Consider the following 18,289-nt stretch of genomic DNA (forward strand, 5'->3'; position numbering starts at 1 on the left):
TAGATGCGCTTAAGCACCATAAAATTAGCGGGTTTCAAATCGTTTGTTGAACCCACTAAGATCCCATTCCCTGATCAGATGACCTGTGTTGTCGGCCCGAACGGCTGTGGCAAATCAAACGTCATCGATGCAGTGCGTTGGGTGCTAGGTGAAAGCTCAGCTAAAAACTTACGTGGCGATGCCATGACCGATGTTATTTTTAACGGCTCAACTAATCGAAAACCTATTTCACAAGCCTCTGTTGAGTTGGTGTTTGATAACACCAGTGGCCATTTACCGAATACCTTTGCTGATCGAAACCAAGTGGCGATCAAACGCTTAGTGACCCGAGATGGTCAGTCAATTTATTTTCTAAATGGCAGCAAATGCCGTAAGCGTGATATTACCGATATCTTTTTAGGCACAGGTCTTGGCCCGCGCAGTTATGCGATTATTGAACAGGGCATGATCTCGCGTTTAATAGAGAGCAAACCGGCTGATTTGCGTGTGTTCTTAGAAGAAGCTGCGGGAGTTTCGAAATACAAAGAGCGTCGTCGTGAAACGCAAACCCGCATTAAAAGCACCCGCGAAAACCTTGAACGATTGCTTGATGTAAGGCAAGAGTTGCAAACACAGCTCGATAAGCTTGCAGTGCAATCAGTCGATGCAAAAAAATACCGAGAGCTAAAAGCCACAGAACGTACCTTAAAAGGGCAAATTGCGGTTTTGAAGTGGCAGAAGTTACACCAACAACAAATTGATAAAGCTGAGCAAATCAATAAACTTAAAGAGCAAATTCAGTTCTTTAGAGAAGCGCATTCTGGCCACGATGATGTTTTAGCAAGTCTTGAAAATCAGGTGCAACTTGAGCAGCAGAAACTGCAAGATGCCCAGCAAGCTCAGCATCAAACTCATACAGACTTAACCCGCAAAGAACAGCAACAGATTAGTTTAAAGCAGCAACAGCAAACACTTAGCCAAAACCTTATCAAACAGCAACAATTGCAGTTACAGAATAAAGAGCTGCAAGAAGAGCAACATGCTTCAGCTGCTATTTTACAAGAGCTGCTTCAAGACGCGATTGAGCAAAGTTTGTTGTGCGCTGAGCAAGTTGCAGAGGTTGAAGAGCAAGTCGCTCTACAGCAGCAACAAACGCAAAGTGCCAATGAGCAATATCAAAGCACCTTACAGAAAAATCAAGCTCATAGTAGTGATATTACTGTTGCAAAGAGTCAACAGGCTCACTTTGCCCTGAGTCTTGCACAACTTGAAACCCAGCAGACACAACTTGCCGCTGAAATTAGTGAGCTAGAAGCGACCCCAGTTGCAGCGCAAATTGCTGAGCAACAACAGCATATTCAAACACTGACGAAAGAGCTTGCGCAGCAACAAAGTGCGCTGAATAAGCTCACTCAAAACCTAGAACAAGCGGATAAAGAGCAACAGCACTTAGAGCAGGATTTAAAGCGGGTTCAACAACACAGTAATGAAAACAAAGCCAGCATAGCTGCGCTTAATTCTTTGCTATCAGAGCAAACCGACAGCGAAAGTGTCTCTTTATTAGCGCAGTTAAAAGTGGCTTCTGGTTTTGAGCCGTTAGTTGAGCAAGCCCTACTTGGCCTTGAGCATCTTAAGGTCAGTCAACATAAAGAGCCGAATAGTGTTTGGCCTGCATCGAATGGTGTTGAGTTACCAAAAGAGTCATTAGCTAATTATATCGAATCGGGTGCTTACCCTGACTTATTAGCACGGTTTGCTTTTCAACCTAGTTTTGATGACGCTATTTTAGCGGATCCATATTGGCTGGCAGTGATTGATGAAGAAGGCTGTATACATGGTCGTAACTTTCATACCGATGCTAATAAAGACACCGACAATTCTTTGCTTTTAAAGCATGCTCAGCTTAGCGATGCACAGCAGTTAGATGAAGAGCTCAACGAGCAATTAGAAACCAAGCAGCAACTGTTAAATGAGCATCTAGCACATAAAAAAACGCTCACCGCCGATAAAGAGCAATACAGAGAACGAATTCACCAAGCGGCTCAGCAGATTGCATCGGCCAGTACTCGCCGCGATATGTTGCTAGAGCAGCAAACCCAGTGGCAAAACCAGCTTGTTAAGTTACAACAGCGTCAAACGTTACTGGCTGAGCAAAAGCAAAATGCCGACGAACAGCAACAAACGCAGCAGACTTTACTTGAGCAATTGTTAGAGCAGCAGTTAGAACTTGAAACTGAGTTAGAGCAGGCGAAACATCAACAAACTGAGGCAAATAACAACTATCGCCAAGTGGCTTCTCAGCTTGAGCAATATAAAACGCAAGCACATCAAGCAAATTTGGCCGAACAAAAAGCTCGCAGTGAGTGTCAACTTAGCGAAACCAAACTTCAGCATGCTAATGCCGCCCAAAGTGCGGCTAGTGAAGCTGTATTAGAGCTCACCGAGCAACTAGAAGAGCTAGTGATTCCGCTTGAAGAAGTAGCAGAGCAAATTATGCTATTGCTTGAAAAGCATCAACAAAGTGACGTTGAGCTGAAAAACTTGCAAGCGGCCTTGAGTCAAGCTAAAAAGGAGCTTGCTGATAAGCAAACAGCGCTGAAATCATCGCAATCTGAGTTGGTGACGTTGCAAGAGCAGCTGCAAGCATTGGCACTGGATGAGCAAAGTTTAATCGTTAAAGCACAAGCGGCTTTAGAGCCACTTGAAGAACTGCAACAAAATTTAAAAACAGTACTTGAAGAACTGCCTGACAATGCCAATTTAAATAGCATGCAAACTTTGCTTACAAAAACCACGCAAGCTTTAAATGAGCTTGGCGCGGTGAACTTAGCGGCAATAGATGAGTTTGAGCAGGCTAAACAACGTAGCGATTATTTAAATCAGCAGCTTGATGACTTAACACAAGCATTAAATACCCTGGAAGGGGCGATTCAAAAAATCGACCGAGAAACAAAAAATCGTTTCAAGGCGACGTTTGAACAAGTAAACACTGACTTTGGGGAGTTATTCCCCAAAGTGTTTGGTGGTGGTAGTGCTTACCTTGAATTGACCAGTGATGATCTACTGGAAAGTGGGGTGAGCATCATGGCAAGGCCACCAGGCAAGAAAAATTCGACAATTCACCTGCTTAGTGGTGGAGAAAAAGCGCTGACCGCATTATCATTGGTGTTTTCAATATTCAGGCTCAATCCAGCTCCATTCTGTATGCTAGATGAAGTGGATGCGCCATTGGATGATGCGAACGTGGGTCGTTTTTGCCGTTTGGTAGAAGAGATGTCACAATCGGTGCAATTTATTTATATTAGTCATAATAAAATTGCCATGGAAATGGCAGGCAGATTGACTGGTGTAACTATGGCTGAACCCGGTGTTTCTCGGATGGTTGCTGTAGATATTGAACAAGCAGTGCAAATGGCACATGCATAAATTTAGTTAGGCAGATCAAATAATAAAGGTGAGGGGATGGCCGAAGAATTAAGATGGGCTTTAATCGTAATCAGTGTGTTTGTGATTGGTGGTTTATTAATACACGGACTTTGGTCTGTACGGAAAAAAGACAATCCAGAGGTTACGCAGCAAGATCGGGTAGAACCTAACGAACCGACGCCAAGTGTCGAAGATACACCAGAGCCTGTTGTTCAAGAACGCGATGAACCTGAATTTGGTGATTTAAGCTTTAGTGCTGAGAATGAGCAGCGCGAGCTTGAGCCTGAAATCGAACAGCAGCCAGTCGAAGAAGAGCAGCCATCAGAGGTTGAATCTGTGACTGATGAGCCGCAACAAGAAGTGCAACCAACTGACTTTATTATTGTTCACTTGCAAATGCCTGAAGGTTTATCGATGGAAGGCAGCCAATTGCTACCTGCTGTTAATATGCTTGGCTTCAAATATTCAGAAGAAGGCTTCTTTAATCGTCACCTAGACCCTGCGGGTACGGGGCCTGTGTTGTTCCGATTAGTGAACATGTATAACCCTGGTACATTCGATATTGATAATATGGAACAATTTAGTACCGCAGGGGTAAGCTTATTTATGACCTTACCATGTGAAGGCGATGGCTTAAGTGCCTTTAATATGTTGCACAGCGCAGCTAAAAAACTTGCTGATGAATTTGGTGCAACTATTTTAAATAGCAACCGTGAAGAAATGACGGTTGACAGTGTGAGAGAGTATGTTGAGAAAGTAAGAAGCTTTTCAGCATAATAGTCGTTGCACATTTTTTGTATTTTAGGCCACTTGGCGATGACTCGTTTAAGTGGCTTTTTTATGTAGATTTTTGAGGTTTTCATGTCCAGCCCTATCTTTGAGCAAATTACTCAATTACGTGCCCAGTTAGAAGAGCACAACCATAATTACTATGTGCTGGATGCACCCAGTATTCCTGATGCAGAATACGACCGTTTAATGCGTGAGCTAAGTGCGCTTGAGCAAGCGAATCCAGAATTTCAAAGTCCTGATTCACCTACCCAGAAGGTGGGTGGTGCAGCACTTGATAAATTTGAGCAAGTAACGCACCGAGTACCTATGTTGTCACTTGATAACGCATTTTCTGAGGAAGAATTTGCAGCCTTTAATCGCCGAATTAAAGAACGTGTTATGAATAATAACGAGCTGACATTTTGTTGTGAGCCAAAACTTGACGGTTTAGCCGTATCAATTATTTATCGCAATGGCGTGCTTGTACAAGCAGCCACTCGCGGCGATGGCATGGTCGGTGAAAATATTACCCAGAACGTAAAAACGATTCGAAATGTGCCGCTTAAGTTACGTGGTGATGATATTCCTGCAGAGCTTGAGGTTCGCGGTGAAGTATTTATGGATACCGCTGGGTTTATAAAGCTTAATACTGAAGCTCAAAAGCGTGGTGAAAAAGTATTTGTTAACCCTCGTAATGCAGCGGCAGGAAGCTTACGCCAACTAGATTCTAAAGTAACAGCAAAACGCCCATTAATGTTCTATGCCTACAGCACAGGTTTGGTTGCTGATGGTCAGTTACCGGAAGATCATTACCAACAACTTGCTAAGTTGACGGATTGGGGCTTACCACTTTGCCCAGAAACAAAGCTGGTTGAAGGTCAACAGGCCGCGCTCGACTATTATCAAGATATTTTAGTTCGTCGCGAACAATTAAAATACGAAATTGACGGCGTGGTGATCAAAGTAAACGATAAAAAACTACAAGAGCGTTTAGGCTTTGTTGCACGTGCACCACGCTGGGCAATTGCTTTTAAATTTCCTGCCCAAGAAGAAGTAACTAAACTGCTCGATGTTGAGTTTCAAGTAGGCCGCACCGGTGCAATTACCCCCGTTGCTCGTTTGGAGCCCGTTTTTGTAGGTGGCGTCACTGTGTCTAACGCAACCTTACATAACGGTGACGAAATTGCCCGATTGGGCGTCAAAATTGGCGATACCGTGATTATTCGTCGTGCCGGTGATGTTATTCCGCAAATTACCCAAGTTGTCCTTGAACGTCGCCCTGACGATGCCAAAGAGATTGAATTTCCAGCTACTTGCCCAATTTGTGATTCGCATGTGGAGCGTATTGAAGGCGAAGCGGTAGCTCGTTGTACAGGTGGTTTAGTTTGCCAAGCGCAGCGTAAGCAAGCAATTAAGCATTTTGCGTCACGTAAAGCGCTTGATGTCGATGGCTTAGGTGACAAAATTGTTGACCAGTTAGTTGACCGTGAACTGATTAAAACGCCTGCTGATTTATTTATCCTTAAGCAGGGTCATTTTGAATCACTTGAGCGTATGGGACCTAAGTCTGCTAAGAATTTAGTTAACGCATTGCAAGACGCTAAACAGACAACATTAGCCAAGTTTCTATATTCATTAGGTATTCGCGAAGTGGGTGAGGCGACAGCACAAAACTTAGCAAACCACTTTTTAACCCTAGAGAAAATAACTCAAGCAAGCGTTGATGCATTGACTGAGGTCAGTGATGTTGGTGAGATTGTTGCCAAACATGTACGTGGTTTCTTCACTGAAGAGCATAATATGGACGTTGTTAATGCACTTATAGAGCAGGGCATTCATTGGCCTGCGTTGAGTGCTCCAAGTGAAGATGCGCAGCCATTAGCAGGGCTGACTTATGTACTAACAGGTACGCTAAGTGAACTTAACCGTAATGATGCAAAAGCGCGTTTACAGGCATTAGGTGCAAAAGTATCGGGAAGTGTCTCAGCAAAAACAGATGCGTTAATTGCTGGTGAGAAAGCCGGTTCTAAACTGACTAAAGCACAAGATTTAGGAATTGATATTTTAACTGAAGCCGATTTAATCGCATTACTAGGTGAACACAATGGATAGTTTTTTACAGGCAATGTCGTCGCTTGCATTAACTCTAGGTCATTGGTTGCAGCCTCACTTATATAATATTTCGTTATTGTTAGTGGTTTGTTTTTTATCTCTCTATGCGGACGATATCATTAAAATAACAAAGCGTTTTGTGGCACGTCGTCACTTCATTATACGTATTCTGTGTTTTGTGTTAGTCACAGGGTTCGGTATGGGGTTATTGGTTGTATTTATTACCCCTTACTTGAGCAAGCTGCTTATGCTGTTGGGTGTAAAATGGTTGGCTTTGACACTCACAGCTGCCTTTTTAGTATTGGGTATTATCGCTGATAGAAAGAACCAACTGTAATGCGTTATGGGCCTGAATATTGGGATAAATACGGAGCATATAGAACGCCTATAGCTTTTCATTTATCTTTATTAGTACTTTTACGCAGTTACTTTATTTGGATTATGGCGGCGCTGAGTCGTCGTCCTGATTTAGATATTATGTCGTTATTTTTTAGCAGTAAGTCTGATTTCTTTTTTTCTATCGGTATTGCGGCCATTGCTTTATTACCTGCTGTTATATTTTGTTTAAGACGACCACAAGACAACCCTGATAGCGCAAAGCGACTCGCAAGCATATGGCGTTTTATGCGTTGGCCATTAATTTTATGTGCAATCATTGATCTAGGCTGGCTTACATATCAAGCAGCGCATAGTCATTATCAATTTTCATTGTTTCTAGCGTGTCAAATGGTAATTGTATTATGGGTGTTGTTGTACTTACTGAAAAGTCGTTACCTCAGCGTATTTTTTAATGATTGGCCAGATCCAATTATTAAAAAAGGAGAATAAAATGCTTCGTGTTAATAAGCTATTAGCTAAAATTTCAGTGGCAATTGCGCTCGTTTTACTGCTTTTATGGCTTGTCACACCACTGTGGAATAGTGCTCTTTTTTCATTGTTTGTTATTTTTTGGTGTGTGATAACAAGCTCTGCGTTGTACCGAGTTACTCCTTTATTTAAAAACAGAAACCCAGTTGAAGAGTTAATCAAGCGAGATGTTAATCAGCTTGCTTTAATAAGTCTAGCGGGATTATTTGATTTTAAACGTAAAGCCGAATTTGTGTTAATAGGGCAAATCAAAACAATCAGTGTCTGTGAGGGAAGTATTGTTATCGAAGACATTAACTCACAACGGTTGCATGCGGTACTGAGTGTCTCTAAGGCTGAGATAATTTCACATCTTCATATCATTTTATCAGCGCGTGAACGGCAGAAAATTACAATAACATCTTAAGGCTTGCCGAGCCTTAGCTTTTTGATGTAGTGTCTTGGCATACTTTAAATCTTGAGGGGGCCTTATGTTAACTTGGCAAGATATATTAACGTTCGCACAAACTGGTAATCCGACTCCGCCGCGCAGAGTCGAAAAGAGCGCCTCTGAGTGGCAGTCACAGTTAGATGAACACACCTTTTATGTGACACGTTTAAAAGGAACAGAGCGCCCACACAGCTCCGATTCATGTACTTTATTCGAACCTGGTAAATACGCTTGTGTATGCTGTGATAATTTGCTGTTTGACGCAGATGAAAAATTTGACAGTGGTACTGGTTGGCCTTCATTTACGCAACCAAGCAGTAAAGAAAGTATTGCTTATATTGTGGATAACAGCCACGCAATGCAACGTATAGAAGCGGTTTGTAATGTGTGCGATGCGCACTTAGGCCATGTTTTTCCTGATGGCCCAGCACCGAGCGGCCTTCGTTATTGTATGAATGCTATTGCCATGAAAAAATGCGACTAATCTAAGTACTGGGCAATAATAAAGATAAGGTGCTCTCGGTATATTGGTTTACTGATTATATAGTCAGTTAGAATATTCGATTGTGCCTTTTCATCTTTTAACGAGGATGCGGTTACTGCGATAATTGGAATGTGTTTAAAACGGTCGTCACTACGAATTAACTGACATGCTTCTAGCCCACCCATTACTGGCATTTTTAAATCCATGATTATTAAATCCGGTTGCTGTTGTTCTACCTTTTTAAGTGCGTCTTCTCCATTTATAGCGGTATCTATAGTAAAACTCCAACGTGATAAAAATGACTCTAAATAGTCTCTGTTGTAGGGGATATCGTCGACAATTAAAATACGCGCAGGGTTGAAGTGGTAGCTTGAAATAGCAGGGTAGTTACGATGCTCTACCTCGGCCATTGATTCCGCAAGTTCAACATTAGGAATTGATACAATAAACTCACTGCCTTTATCTTTTTCACTCAATACCGATAACTCGCCACCCATTAATTTAATAAAACGTAGTGAAATTGCTAATCCAAGGCCTGTTCCCCCAAACTCTGAACTGCGCTGACCTTGAACTTGTTCGAAGTCATTAAAGATTAAATCTTGCTGATCTTTAGGAATGCCTTTGCCCGTGTCTTTAACATGAATAGCAATATCGATATGACTTTCATCATCATGAGGCTTGAAGTCGAAATACACATCGACACACCCTTGTGAGGTAAACTTAATCGCATTACTGATTAAGTTTGTCAGTACTTGGCGTACTTTATTGCTATCAAGTAATACGGGTGTTTTGAAGCCAGGGTGAGCTGTCACTTTAAAGTCGAGATCTTTTTGGGCACTTAATTGCAAAAACATCATGTTTAATTCATGACAGATAGTCGGGATCTCGACGCGATCTATATCAAGTTGCATTTTTCCAGCATCAATTTTTGACAAATCAAGAATATCATTAAGAACATTGAGTAGTGAACTACCTGAAATTGATATTGCTTCTAAGTAGCGACGCTTGTTTTTGTCTGTTTCACTGTCTTGTAGTAATTGGCTAAACCCAAGCACCGCATTGAGTGGTGTTCTTAACTCATGTGACATATTTGCTAAAAAGCGGCTTTTGGCTTGATTAGATTGTTCAGCTTGCTCCTTCGCATCAATATATTCTTGTGTGCGCTTAGCGATGGTTTCTTCTAATTGACTGTGTTGTTCATGCATGCTGTTGATCTGCTGCCTTACCGCTGCGCGCATCATCTTAAAGCCACTTGCTAGGGTACCAATTTCATCTTGGCTTTTAATATTGATAGGGCAGTTTAAATCACCTGTGGTAACAGCATGAGAAAACTCTACAAGTTGCTCTACAGGCTGTAAGATAATTCGCCTGATGATGATATAGGCAATGATCATCGCAGCAAGTAGGTAAATTGCAAATAAAGATATTGCATTACTAATGATTGATTTTGTTTTTAGGGCCAAGTCTTTGTCTGTAAAGGTCACAATAACGTAACCTATATTCTCACCTTGATGGTTATCAATGGGTACGGCAACAGCGTATTGCTGATCTAAAGGCACGATGGTATTTTGATTTGGCTTAAGTTGCTTGAGTATTACTTGATTTGTTTCTAGCGTATCAATTTTAGATGTGTCGGGGTGAGCTGCAATAAAGTTATTTTGATCAATAAAATAAATAGTTTGAAGATCATCGAATGTATTGTTTTTTAAGATGTTCTTTAACGTGATCCCCTGAATCTTTAAAACCCAACTGCCAATGGTGTTATCGGTCGTTAAATTGTCGATTTCTGAGAGCATAGGTGAAACGATCGCATCGGCTTTCTCACTCATATTCAGTAAAGTCTGTTCTTTTAACTCAACTACATGCATAGAAGTGCTCACCCCCAAAATTAGAGTGATGGTAAAACCTATAATCATCAAAATTTTATGAGCAATACTGACTCTCATTGTTGAACCGCTCTGTTTGATGTTAACTGCTTCATATCGGCGTTAATTTTAGCATGGGTGGCTTTTATTGATTCTTTAATATCTGCACCATAAAAGATTTGACTAAATGTATATGAAATGACTTTTCCGATAACCGGAAATTCAACCATGCCTGCTTGTAAGCGATCTGGTGTGGCGTGATCAAATACCCATAACATAGTGTTATTAAAGCCAGGTTTGTTGACAAGAGTGAACAGTTTTTCGTGCCATACTTTTTTTCGTGGGGGCGAGCCGCCAGTACTTAATAATGAGGCTGTTTGTTCACTTGTCGCCCATTGAATGAATAACCACGCAGCTGTTTTATTATTTGAATGAGCATTAATTGTAAACGCCCAAGCCCAAGGAGAGGTTTCTCGCGCAACAGGGCCCGCTGGTAAAGGGGCAGCTTCCCATTTATTCCAAATATCGGATTCTTCCGCTGTATCAATTTCATTGTAGAAATGTGAGGCTAAAAAAGCGGATGCGAGCTTTCCTTGCTTAAACTGGTTTCGCAACTCATAAAAATGTAAAAGCCGGCTATTGTCTGGTGTGCCATAGCCAGTTACTAAATTGCGATACATCTTTAAGGCATCTTCTGTTTCAGGGCTATCAAACTCTGATTCCCCATGTTCATTGATTACTTGTGCACCGTAAGCGCGCATAATAGGTAAAATAGTCCATGTGTTTAACCCTGCACCAGGTAAGGTGCGAGAGGCAAATGCGTGCATACCCTTTAATTGAGGATCAGTATCAATAGCGCGTTGTAATGCAACTTTTGTTTTTAATAGATCTGCATACGTATCGGGGACTTTAAGATTGAAACGTGTAAATAAGTCTTTTCGATAAAAATAAATTGGCGCAGAAAAATCAAAAGGAAGTGAATACAGTGCGCCATTAATGCGGCAGAGCGCAAGACTTCGTTCACTAATATCCTCTAATTGATACCAACTCTTATCGGTAATTAGTGGATTTTCTAAATAGGGTGCTAAGGGCTCAATCCAGCCATGACTTTGTGCTTCACCTAAAAAAGTAATTCCCATTGGGTGAACATCATATAAACCAAGTCCTTCACTTAAATCTTGGTGGCGTCTAATACGCATTTGAGATTGCTCAAGTGGGTGAAAGCCGACAGAAATACCAGTTAGTTTCTCGAATAGAGGAATATAAGGCTTTAAAGCCATAAAAGCAGGCTGCTCATCAGCTAATATGTTTATATGGCTACCAGCTTCACTTTGCCAATTGATCTTTGCTTGTTGCCAGTGTTGTAGCTCTGATGAGGCACTCGTATTAATACCGCCCAGTAAAGTGATTAAAAAAAGAAAGTGTTTTAAATACGTTTTCAAAAGAAGCCCCTGTAAATCAGTTTTTAATCAGTAAGCTGTAGGTTCATTTTTGCTGCGCGGGCTTTTATTTTTTCAAAACGCGCGGCTTGCTCATCTTCAAGCGTGTGCTTACTTAGCAAGCGGTAGCATTTTTTGGCAAGTACAAGGTTGAAGGATTGACCTTGTCCATTGTTATCAAATAAACACTGTAATAGATTTAGCGCAATGCTGGCATTTTTAGGCATGACTCTAAAAGCTTGTGTAAATGCTTCGAGTGCAACATTGAGCTGACCTTTATTAAAATGCGAAACAGCGTGATTGTTTAATTCTTTCGGACCCATTTTGATGTCACGACGCTCTGTTTGTTGCTGTTGAATATAGCGTACATAAACAGGGTCGCTGACAGTTGGGTGTCGCTCGCAATGAGTAATTATTTGATTAAAAAGCATTTGTGCTTTGTTATGAAAGCCAAGTTCGTGAAAAGCTTTTGCTTTATCAAGTGCTCCGTCGACAGAGCGAATTTGCGTATCACTTTCATCAAGCTGTTCAATCAGTGCTTTTGCTTTTTGATGTTCATCTTTTAAGTAGTGTAATCGTGCATTTAAAACATCAATTTGAGTTTGGTTATTACTGTTCGGAAACTGCTGCTTTAAATCATTTAAATACTGATTAGTTTGCCTTGAGATACGATTAACTTGATCGCTTTGATCTGTCGTAAGCGCAAAGTCGATGCCTGCGCGTGCGGCATTTAAATAAACATCAGGGTGATCATGAATAGAGTGTTTCGCGTAATTGGCAATGTCTTTTTGTGTTAGGTAATTTTTCTCATAATCATGATTAAGCAAGGAAACGTGACTGAGTGCTTTTTGGCGAGAAATATTACGGGGAGCAATATTAACAGCCTGACTGAAGAAAGCTTGAGCCTCGTCAAATTGGTTTAGTTTAACCTCCAAGCGACCGAGTAAATCGAGTGCGACTAAGCGAGTTTCATTGCGTTGTAACATCGTTTTGAGCATACGCTGAGCGAGAATATGTTCGTTATTCGCGATAAGCGCTTCAACTAAGCCCACTTTAGCCCATGTAAATTTTTGAATATTGAGTACTGACTTGAAGAAAGCTTTTGCATCTTCATTACGCTTTAAGCGGAGTAGGGCATTACCCTTTAACCGTAACAAAATAGCACTATAAGTATTACTCTTATTTTGTAATAGCTCGTCTATGTGCTTAATTGCTTTAGAGTCGTTATCGTCGTCAATTAGTTGGTACACACGTTGTAAATGGTATTTACGCATGAGTACTTTTTCGATACGGTTTTTGAGTTCGTAAATTGTGTATGGTTTAACAAGAAAGTCATCGGGCTGTAGTTCTAATACACTATGAACTAATGAGCCGCTTGTCTCTGCTGAAATAAAAATAAACCCAGTTGAGCTTTTAATATAACGTTTTACTTTTAGCTCTTCATAAAGCTGATAACCATCTTGGTGTTTGCTTAAATTAAATGAGCAAACAATTAAATCAAACTGTTCAACTTGGCATTGCTCCTTGGCAGCTATTGCGTGTTCAGCAAAGCGAAGTTGACGAAAACCTAACCCTTCAAGAGATTGTTTCATATAGCTTTGAGCTAGCGGCTGCTCTTCCACTATTAATATTTTAGCTTTCGAAAAAATCTTTGTAGGCATTGGACTTGCGACCGAGTGATATTAAAGGTGACTATAATAAACAGTCTAGCTGCTGACAAGGCAATTTGCAGGTTTAGTATAATTAGGACTGATAATTCATGCTAAATAATGGCTTAATTCAGTATTTAAATTTCAGGTATTGAAAAGCTGTTAAATGTTTATATGTGTTAGGTCGTACTGGAGCCGAACTATCGAGCCTGTGTTTTGTAAAGAGTGGCGATGCTTTTTAATTTAGAAACAAAATAAGGAAGTATTTAAAGAAGTGTTTATATGTGGTGGGTCGTACTGGACTTGAACCAGTGACCCTCGCCTTGTAAGGGCGATGCTCTCCCAACTGAGCTAACGACCCACATATAAATTTTGTTTTAGATTAAATGGTGGGTCGTACTGGACTTGAACCAGTGACCCTCGCCTTGTAAGGGCGATGCTCTCCCAACTGAGCTAACGACCCATATAATCTTTTTCTTCGCTACCATTTTTAACTTTTTTCTTTAAAAAGTAAATGGTGGGTCGTACTGGACTTGAACCAGTGACCCTCGCCTTGTAAGGGCGATGCTCTCCCAACTGAGCTAACGACCCGCGAAGAATAATCTAAATGAAAACACCATCAAAGTTTGTTTAATGGTGGGTCGTACTGGACTTGAACCAGTGACCCTCGCCTTGTAAGGGCGATGCTCTCCCAACTGAGCTAACGACCCATTTAGATCTTTGTAATATGAAACACCACTTTAAAAATGGTGGGTCGTACTGGACTTGAACCAGTGACCCTCGCCTTGTAAGGGCGATGCTCTCCCAACTGAGCTAACGACCCATATTACATACAGCATATTTTCTTAATGAAAGGACCACCGAGACTTTCTTTATAAAGAGAAAGTAAATGGTGGGTCGTACTGGACTTGAACCAGTGACCCTCGCCTTGTAAGGGCGATGCTCTCCCAACTGAGCTAACGACCCATTAAGAATTTAGATATGAACACCATTAGGGAATAATGGTGGGTCGTACTGGACTTGAACCAGTGACCCTCGCCTTGTAAGGGCGATGCTCTCCCAACTGAGCTAACGACCCATATCTAAAACAACTCATTGCTGCGTTGTTGTGGGGCGCTATTATAGATAGAGTTGTAAATGTGTCAACACTTGAATGAGTAAAAATGTGTTAGGTGCAGCTTTTATAAACAATCACATGGGCTTTGTGTGTGTTTTGATGAACAATTGCACAGTTTTAGTTATTTATTAGATGCTAAGTAAGCAATAAAAAGATCAACTTTATAGTTTACTTTTTATATATACGAAAAGATCGCTCGGTTATAGCTAGTTTGCCCAAATTATAAAAAATAGTGAGGGCTCTGAAACCAGATAATTTAAGCTGCATTAAAAGTGTTAAGCAGCCCAGTAGGGGAGAGTGCTATTTTAACGGCTATATTTTCTTAATCTTATTTTGCATATAAATGTATACCTTTTATAAGACGAGTAAGAGCATCGACAATGCAAACTCATGCATTGATCATGAAAAGGTATCGATGTTTGTCAAAGTGTTTAAAATATCTTCTCGATGGACTGTTATTTAGTCAGCTTGTTGAAATTTAAATCATTTAAATAAACATCGATAAAAAACAGTTGACTTTATTTGGGGGGCTGCATAGAATGCGCCCCGCACTCAGCGATACACAGCCAAGGTTAATTGGTAGTGTATATGCAAGTCGGGGCTATAGCTCAGCTGGGAGAGCGCTTCGCTGGCAGCGAAGAGGTCTGCGGTTCGATCCCGCATAGCTCCACCAGATTTGCATAGTGTTTGTCCTAGGGTTGCAGTTTTCTGCGTCCCCATCGTCTAGAGGCCTAGGACACCGCCCTTTCACGGCGGTAACAGGGGTTCGAATCCCCTTGGGGACGCCACTTACTCTAAGTAAGTGAGCAATGCCAATAAAATAAATATGTTAGTCTCGAGTACTTGCGTGTTATTTTAGTAACCTTAACTCCGATATGAGTCAAACTATCATTTAATGTCCTAGTGACACATTTTGTGTCCCCATCGTCTAGAGGCCTAGGACACCGCCCTTTCACGGCGGTAACAGGGGTTCGAATCCCCTTGGGGACGCCACTTATTTAAGTAGTTTATGTATAGTGGGGCGGTGAACACCGCGCAATCTATGCACGACGTTATCAAGAGTACGAATCTCTTGGGGACACCACTTACTTTAAGTACTGTGTTATTAAAAACTCGTCTGAATCGAGTCTAACTATTCAGTTGTCCTAGTGACACATTTTGTGTCCCCATCGTCTAGAGGCCTAGGACACCGCCCTTTCACGGCGGTAACAGGGGTTCGAATCCCCTTGGGGACGCCACTTACTAAAGTGTTGTGTTATTAAAAGCTCGTCTGAATCGAGTTTAACTATTCAGTTGTCCTAGTGACACATTTTGTGTCCCCATCGTCTAGAGGCCTAGGACACCGCCCTTTCACGGCGGTAACAGGGGTTCGAATCCCCTTGGGGACGCCACTTATCTAAGTAGGTTATGTGTAGTGGGGCGGTGAACACCGCGCAATCTATGCACGACGTTATCAAGAGTACGAATCTCTTGGGGACGCCACTTACTAAAAGTGTTGTGTTATTAAAAGCTCGTCTGAATCGAGTCTAACTATTCAGTTGTCCTAGTGACACAGAAACTTTCTGTTTAAGCTAAGGCCATTCGCCTCGCAGGCTCGGTCTCATCTTACGCAGAAATAGCAAATCAGTGATTTGCAAACCAATTTCTGCGTCCCCATCGTCTAGAGGCCTAGGACACCGCCCTTTCACGGCGGTAACAGGGGTTCGAATCCCCTTGGGGACGCCACTTATTCAAGTAGGTTATGTGTAGTGGGGCGGTGAACACCGCGCAATCTATGCACGACGTTATCAAGAGTACGAATCTCTTGGGGACGCCACTTATTAAAAGTGTTGTGTTATTAAAAGCTCGTCTGAATCGAGTCTAACTATTCAGTTGTCCTAGTGACACAGAAACTTTCTGTTTAAGCTAAGGCCATTCGCCTCGCAGGCTCGGTCTCATCTCACGCAGAAATAGCAAATCAGTGATTTGCAAACCAATTTCTGCGTCCCCATCGTCTAGAGGCCTAGGACACCGCCCTTTCACGGCGGTAACAGGGGTTCGAATCCCCTTGGGGACGCCACTTACTTTAAGTAAGTTAACGTGTTATCAAGATTATCCTTCATAATCTATCTTCAACGAGAAGATTATTTTTTCAAATTAAAACCACTCATACTCTAATTTATATTCAGAGCATAACTTTTTACACTCCGAATTTTTTAATTCTTACAGATCACTTTTACAGATCATTCTAATACTTTATAATATTTAGCAACTCATCAGCTAACCATAAGGAAATTAAAATGTTAGCTAAACGTGTTGTACTCATACTAATTTCTTTAGTCATTACTGCTTGCTCAGACTCAAATGAGGGGGTAGCGCTAGGAACGCTTGAGCGTGAGCGTGTGATCCATCCTGCAACGACTAACGAAATACTGATCGATTTACCCGTCTCAGCAGGCCAGTTGGTCGAAAAAGGGCAGGTGATTGCAAAGTTCGATGCCGAACTACAACAAGCGATTGTTGCTAAAGCACAAGCTCAATTAGCTCAAGCCACTGCATTTCTTGATAAAACCTTGAATGGTGCTCGCCCCGAAGAAGTTGCTGCCGCATCAGCCAAAGTAGCAGCAGCTAATGCTGCATATACGCAAAGCGAAGCTAATTTTCGCCGTGCAAAAACCTTAGTTAAAGATAAACTCGCAAGCCAAGAAACCTTAGACAGTGCAACCGCTGCACGAGATGAGACTTTCGCTAATTTAGAATCAGCAAAGCAGAACTTAAATGAGTTAACAAATGGTTCTCGCGTTGAAGATATTAATAGTGCTAAAGCGCAAGTTCAGGCGGCAGAAGCAGAACTAAAAGTACAGCAAAAATACCTCTCAGATCTGACAATTAAAGCGATGCGTGCTGGCAGGGTCGATAATTTACCGTGGCACGTAGGTGAGCGAGTTACCAAAGGCAGCCCAGTCGTTATAATTCAAGCAAACAGCGCACCATACGCGCGCGTATATATCCCTGAACCATATCGTGCCAAGCTTAATCAGGGCATGACACTTACGGTTCGTGTCGATGGCATAGATAAAGATATTCAGGGTGAACTGACCTGGATTGCCACAGAGCCAGCGTTCACGCCTTTTTATGCCCTTAATCAGGAAGAACGTGCGCGATTAATGTATCTTGCTGAGGTAACACTACCCACAAGTGAAAATAATTTACCGACAGGCGTACCTGCTCAAGTGATTATGCCATGACTGAATCGGTGATCCATGCCAAAAGTTTGGTAAAACAATTTGGCGATTTAAAAGCGATTGATAACCTTGATCTAGACGTTGAGCAAGGGCAAATTTATGGCTTTTTGGGCCCTAATGGCTGTGGTAAGACGACTGCAATCCGTATGCTTACGGGGCTATTGAAGCCAACCTCAGGTGATGTCAATGTGCTTGGCTTGAGTCTGCCAAAAGATGCTGAAAAGCTCAGAACACAACTCGGTTATATGACGCAAAAGTTTTCACTTTATAGTGACTTGACCGTACTTGAAAACTTAAAGTTCATGGCGGCGCTTTACCCGTTTAAAAAGCAGCAAAAACAACAAAGAATTGACGAATTGCTCCATACCTATGGTCTTGATCAAAGAGTCGATCAAATGGCCGGAAGTATGAGTGGGGGCCAACGGCAGCGCTTAGCATTGGCTGCTGCAGTGATTAATAAACCGAAAATTTTATTTCTTGATGAACCAACATCGGCAGTCGATCCACAAAATCGCCGTGATTTTTGGGAAACACTGTTTGATTTAAGTAATGCCGGTACCACGATATTAGTCACCACTCATTACATGGATGAAGCTGAGCGTTGTCATCGTTTAGCCATTTTAGAATCTGGTATTAAACGCGCGGATGGCTCTCCAAAGCAATTAATGACAGACATGCACGCTCATGTTGTAGAGATCGCAGGGGCGCAAACCAGAGAATTAAAAAAACAACTCGCAACAATCGACCATGTTATCTCGGCAACTCAGTTAGGTGCACAGCTGCGAGTATTAGTGAAAAAAGATGTTCAAGACCCCGTTGAGTTCATAAAACAGCAATCATTCTGTCAGGATACGTGGCAAGTAAATAGTGTGCGTCCAAGCCTTGAAGACGTGTTTGTCACCTGTACAGGGCAGGGCAGACAATGA

Annotated in this window: 12 protein-coding genes and 14 tRNA genes; 16 read left to right on the forward strand and 10 right to left on the reverse strand. The window is 41.7% G+C overall.

Features of this window, described 5'->3' with window-relative positions; translation table 11 throughout:
• The first annotated feature begins 3 nt into the window (after window positions 1-3).
• The 7 genes from L3V38_RS02610 (at window position 4) to msrB (ending at window position 8,069) form a co-directional block, all read left to right on the forward strand.
• Window positions 4-3,405, forward strand: coding sequence for an AAA family ATPase (locus L3V38_RS02610; RefSeq protein WP_237118262.1), 3,402 nt, complete (start codon window positions 4-6; stop codon window positions 3,403-3,405).
• A gap of 36 nt (window positions 3,406-3,441) precedes the next feature.
• Window positions 3,442-4,182, forward strand: coding sequence for a cell division protein ZipA (zipA, locus tag L3V38_RS02615; protein WP_130150674.1), 741 nt, complete (start codon window positions 3,442-3,444; stop codon window positions 4,180-4,182).
• Window positions 4,183-4,266: 84 nt separating this feature from the next.
• Window positions 4,267-6,288, forward strand: a complete 2,022-nt coding sequence (gene ligA, locus L3V38_RS02620; RefSeq protein WP_237118263.1) for an NAD-dependent DNA ligase LigA — start codon at window positions 4,267-4,269, stop codon at window positions 6,286-6,288.
• Window positions 6,281-6,625 carry a DUF3392 family protein gene (locus L3V38_RS02625; protein WP_062569962.1) on the forward strand — a complete coding sequence of 115 codons (345 nt, stop codon included), beginning with the start codon at window positions 6,281-6,283 and terminating at the stop codon, window positions 6,623-6,625. The genes ligA and L3V38_RS02625 overlap by 8 nt, the downstream gene beginning before the upstream one ends.
• Window positions 6,625-7,116, forward strand: a complete 492-nt coding sequence (locus tag L3V38_RS02630; protein WP_130150677.1) for a DUF2919 domain-containing protein — start codon at window positions 6,625-6,627, stop codon at window positions 7,114-7,116. Before L3V38_RS02625 ends, L3V38_RS02630 begins: the two co-directional genes overlap by 1 nt.
• 1 nt (window position 7,117) lies before the next feature.
• Entirely contained in the window at window positions 7,118-7,561 is a 444-nt protein-coding gene (locus L3V38_RS02635; protein WP_237118264.1) for a hypothetical protein, read from the forward strand.
• Window positions 7,562-7,625: 64 nt separating this feature from the next.
• On the forward strand, window positions 7,626-8,069 hold the full coding sequence (gene msrB, locus L3V38_RS02640; protein WP_130150679.1) for a peptide-methionine (R)-S-oxide reductase MsrB: 444 nt from the start codon (window positions 7,626-7,628) through the stop codon (window positions 8,067-8,069).
• On the opposite strand, the gene L3V38_RS02645 is transcribed toward msrB, so the two are convergent.
• From L3V38_RS02645 to L3V38_RS02690, 10 genes are all read right to left on the reverse strand, one after another.
• A complete protein-coding gene (locus L3V38_RS02645; RefSeq protein ID WP_237118265.1) occupies window positions 8,066-9,937 on the reverse strand; it encodes an ATP-binding protein in 1,872 nt (623 codons plus the stop codon). The two genes, msrB and L3V38_RS02645, sit on opposite strands and share 4 nt — an antisense overlap.
• 74 nt (window positions 9,938-10,011) lie before the next feature.
• On the reverse strand, window positions 10,012-11,376 hold the full coding sequence (locus tag L3V38_RS02650; RefSeq protein WP_237118266.1) for an extracellular solute-binding protein: 1,365 nt from the start codon (window positions 11,374-11,376) through the stop codon (window positions 10,012-10,014).
• Between the two features lie 23 nt (window positions 11,377-11,399).
• Window positions 11,400-13,034: a tetratricopeptide repeat-containing response regulator gene (locus L3V38_RS02655; protein WP_237118267.1), complete on the reverse strand. Its 1,635-nt coding sequence runs from the start codon at window positions 13,032-13,034 to the stop codon at window positions 11,400-11,402.
• Window positions 13,035-13,307: 273 nt separating this feature from the next.
• Window positions 13,308-13,383: transfer RNA gene (locus L3V38_RS02660), tRNA-Val, on the reverse strand.
• Between the two features lie 26 nt (window positions 13,384-13,409).
• A tRNA-Val gene (locus tag L3V38_RS02665) sits at window positions 13,410-13,485 on the reverse strand.
• 52 nt (window positions 13,486-13,537) lie between these two features.
• A tRNA-Val gene (locus L3V38_RS02670) sits at window positions 13,538-13,613 on the reverse strand.
• Window positions 13,614-13,656: 43 nt separating this feature from the next.
• Window positions 13,657-13,732: transfer RNA gene (locus L3V38_RS02675), tRNA-Val, on the reverse strand.
• Window positions 13,733-13,769: 37 nt separating this feature from the next.
• Window positions 13,770-13,845, reverse strand: a tRNA-Val gene (locus L3V38_RS02680).
• A 67-nt stretch (window positions 13,846-13,912) separates the two neighbouring features.
• A tRNA-Val gene (locus tag L3V38_RS02685) sits at window positions 13,913-13,988 on the reverse strand.
• A 36-nt stretch (window positions 13,989-14,024) separates the two neighbouring features.
• Window positions 14,025-14,100 (reverse strand) — tRNA-Val (locus L3V38_RS02690).
• Between the two features lie 636 nt (window positions 14,101-14,736).
• Here L3V38_RS02690 and L3V38_RS02695 point away from each other — a divergent pair.
• The 9 genes from L3V38_RS02695 (at window position 14,737) to L3V38_RS02735 (ending at window position 18,289) form a co-directional block, all read left to right on the forward strand.
• Window positions 14,737-14,812 (forward strand) — tRNA-Ala (locus tag L3V38_RS02695).
• 39 nt (window positions 14,813-14,851) lie between these two features.
• Window positions 14,852-14,927 (forward strand) — tRNA-Glu (locus L3V38_RS02700).
• Window positions 14,928-15,056: 129 nt separating this feature from the next.
• Window positions 15,057-15,132, forward strand: a tRNA-Glu gene (locus L3V38_RS02705).
• Between the two features lie 169 nt (window positions 15,133-15,301).
• Window positions 15,302-15,377: transfer RNA gene (locus tag L3V38_RS02710), tRNA-Glu, on the forward strand.
• A 77-nt stretch (window positions 15,378-15,454) separates the two neighbouring features.
• A tRNA-Glu gene (locus L3V38_RS02715) sits at window positions 15,455-15,530 on the forward strand.
• A gap of 258 nt (window positions 15,531-15,788) precedes the next feature.
• Window positions 15,789-15,864 (forward strand) — tRNA-Glu (locus tag L3V38_RS02720).
• A 258-nt stretch (window positions 15,865-16,122) separates the two neighbouring features.
• A tRNA-Glu gene (locus tag L3V38_RS02725) sits at window positions 16,123-16,198 on the forward strand.
• A 220-nt stretch (window positions 16,199-16,418) separates the two neighbouring features.
• Window positions 16,419-17,366 carry an HlyD family efflux transporter periplasmic adaptor subunit gene (locus L3V38_RS02730; RefSeq protein WP_237118268.1) on the forward strand — a complete coding sequence of 316 codons (948 nt, stop codon included), beginning with the start codon at window positions 16,419-16,421 and terminating at the stop codon, window positions 17,364-17,366.
• Window positions 17,363-18,289 (forward strand): ABC transporter ATP-binding protein, encoded by a 927-nt coding sequence (locus tag L3V38_RS02735; protein WP_237118269.1) that lies wholly within the window; start codon window positions 17,363-17,365, stop codon window positions 18,287-18,289. The genes L3V38_RS02730 and L3V38_RS02735 overlap by 4 nt, the downstream gene beginning before the upstream one ends.

This window comes from Pseudoalteromonas sp. L1 (assembly GCF_021728095.1).
Taxonomy (GTDB): Bacteria; Pseudomonadota; Gammaproteobacteria; order Enterobacterales; family Alteromonadaceae; genus Pseudoalteromonas.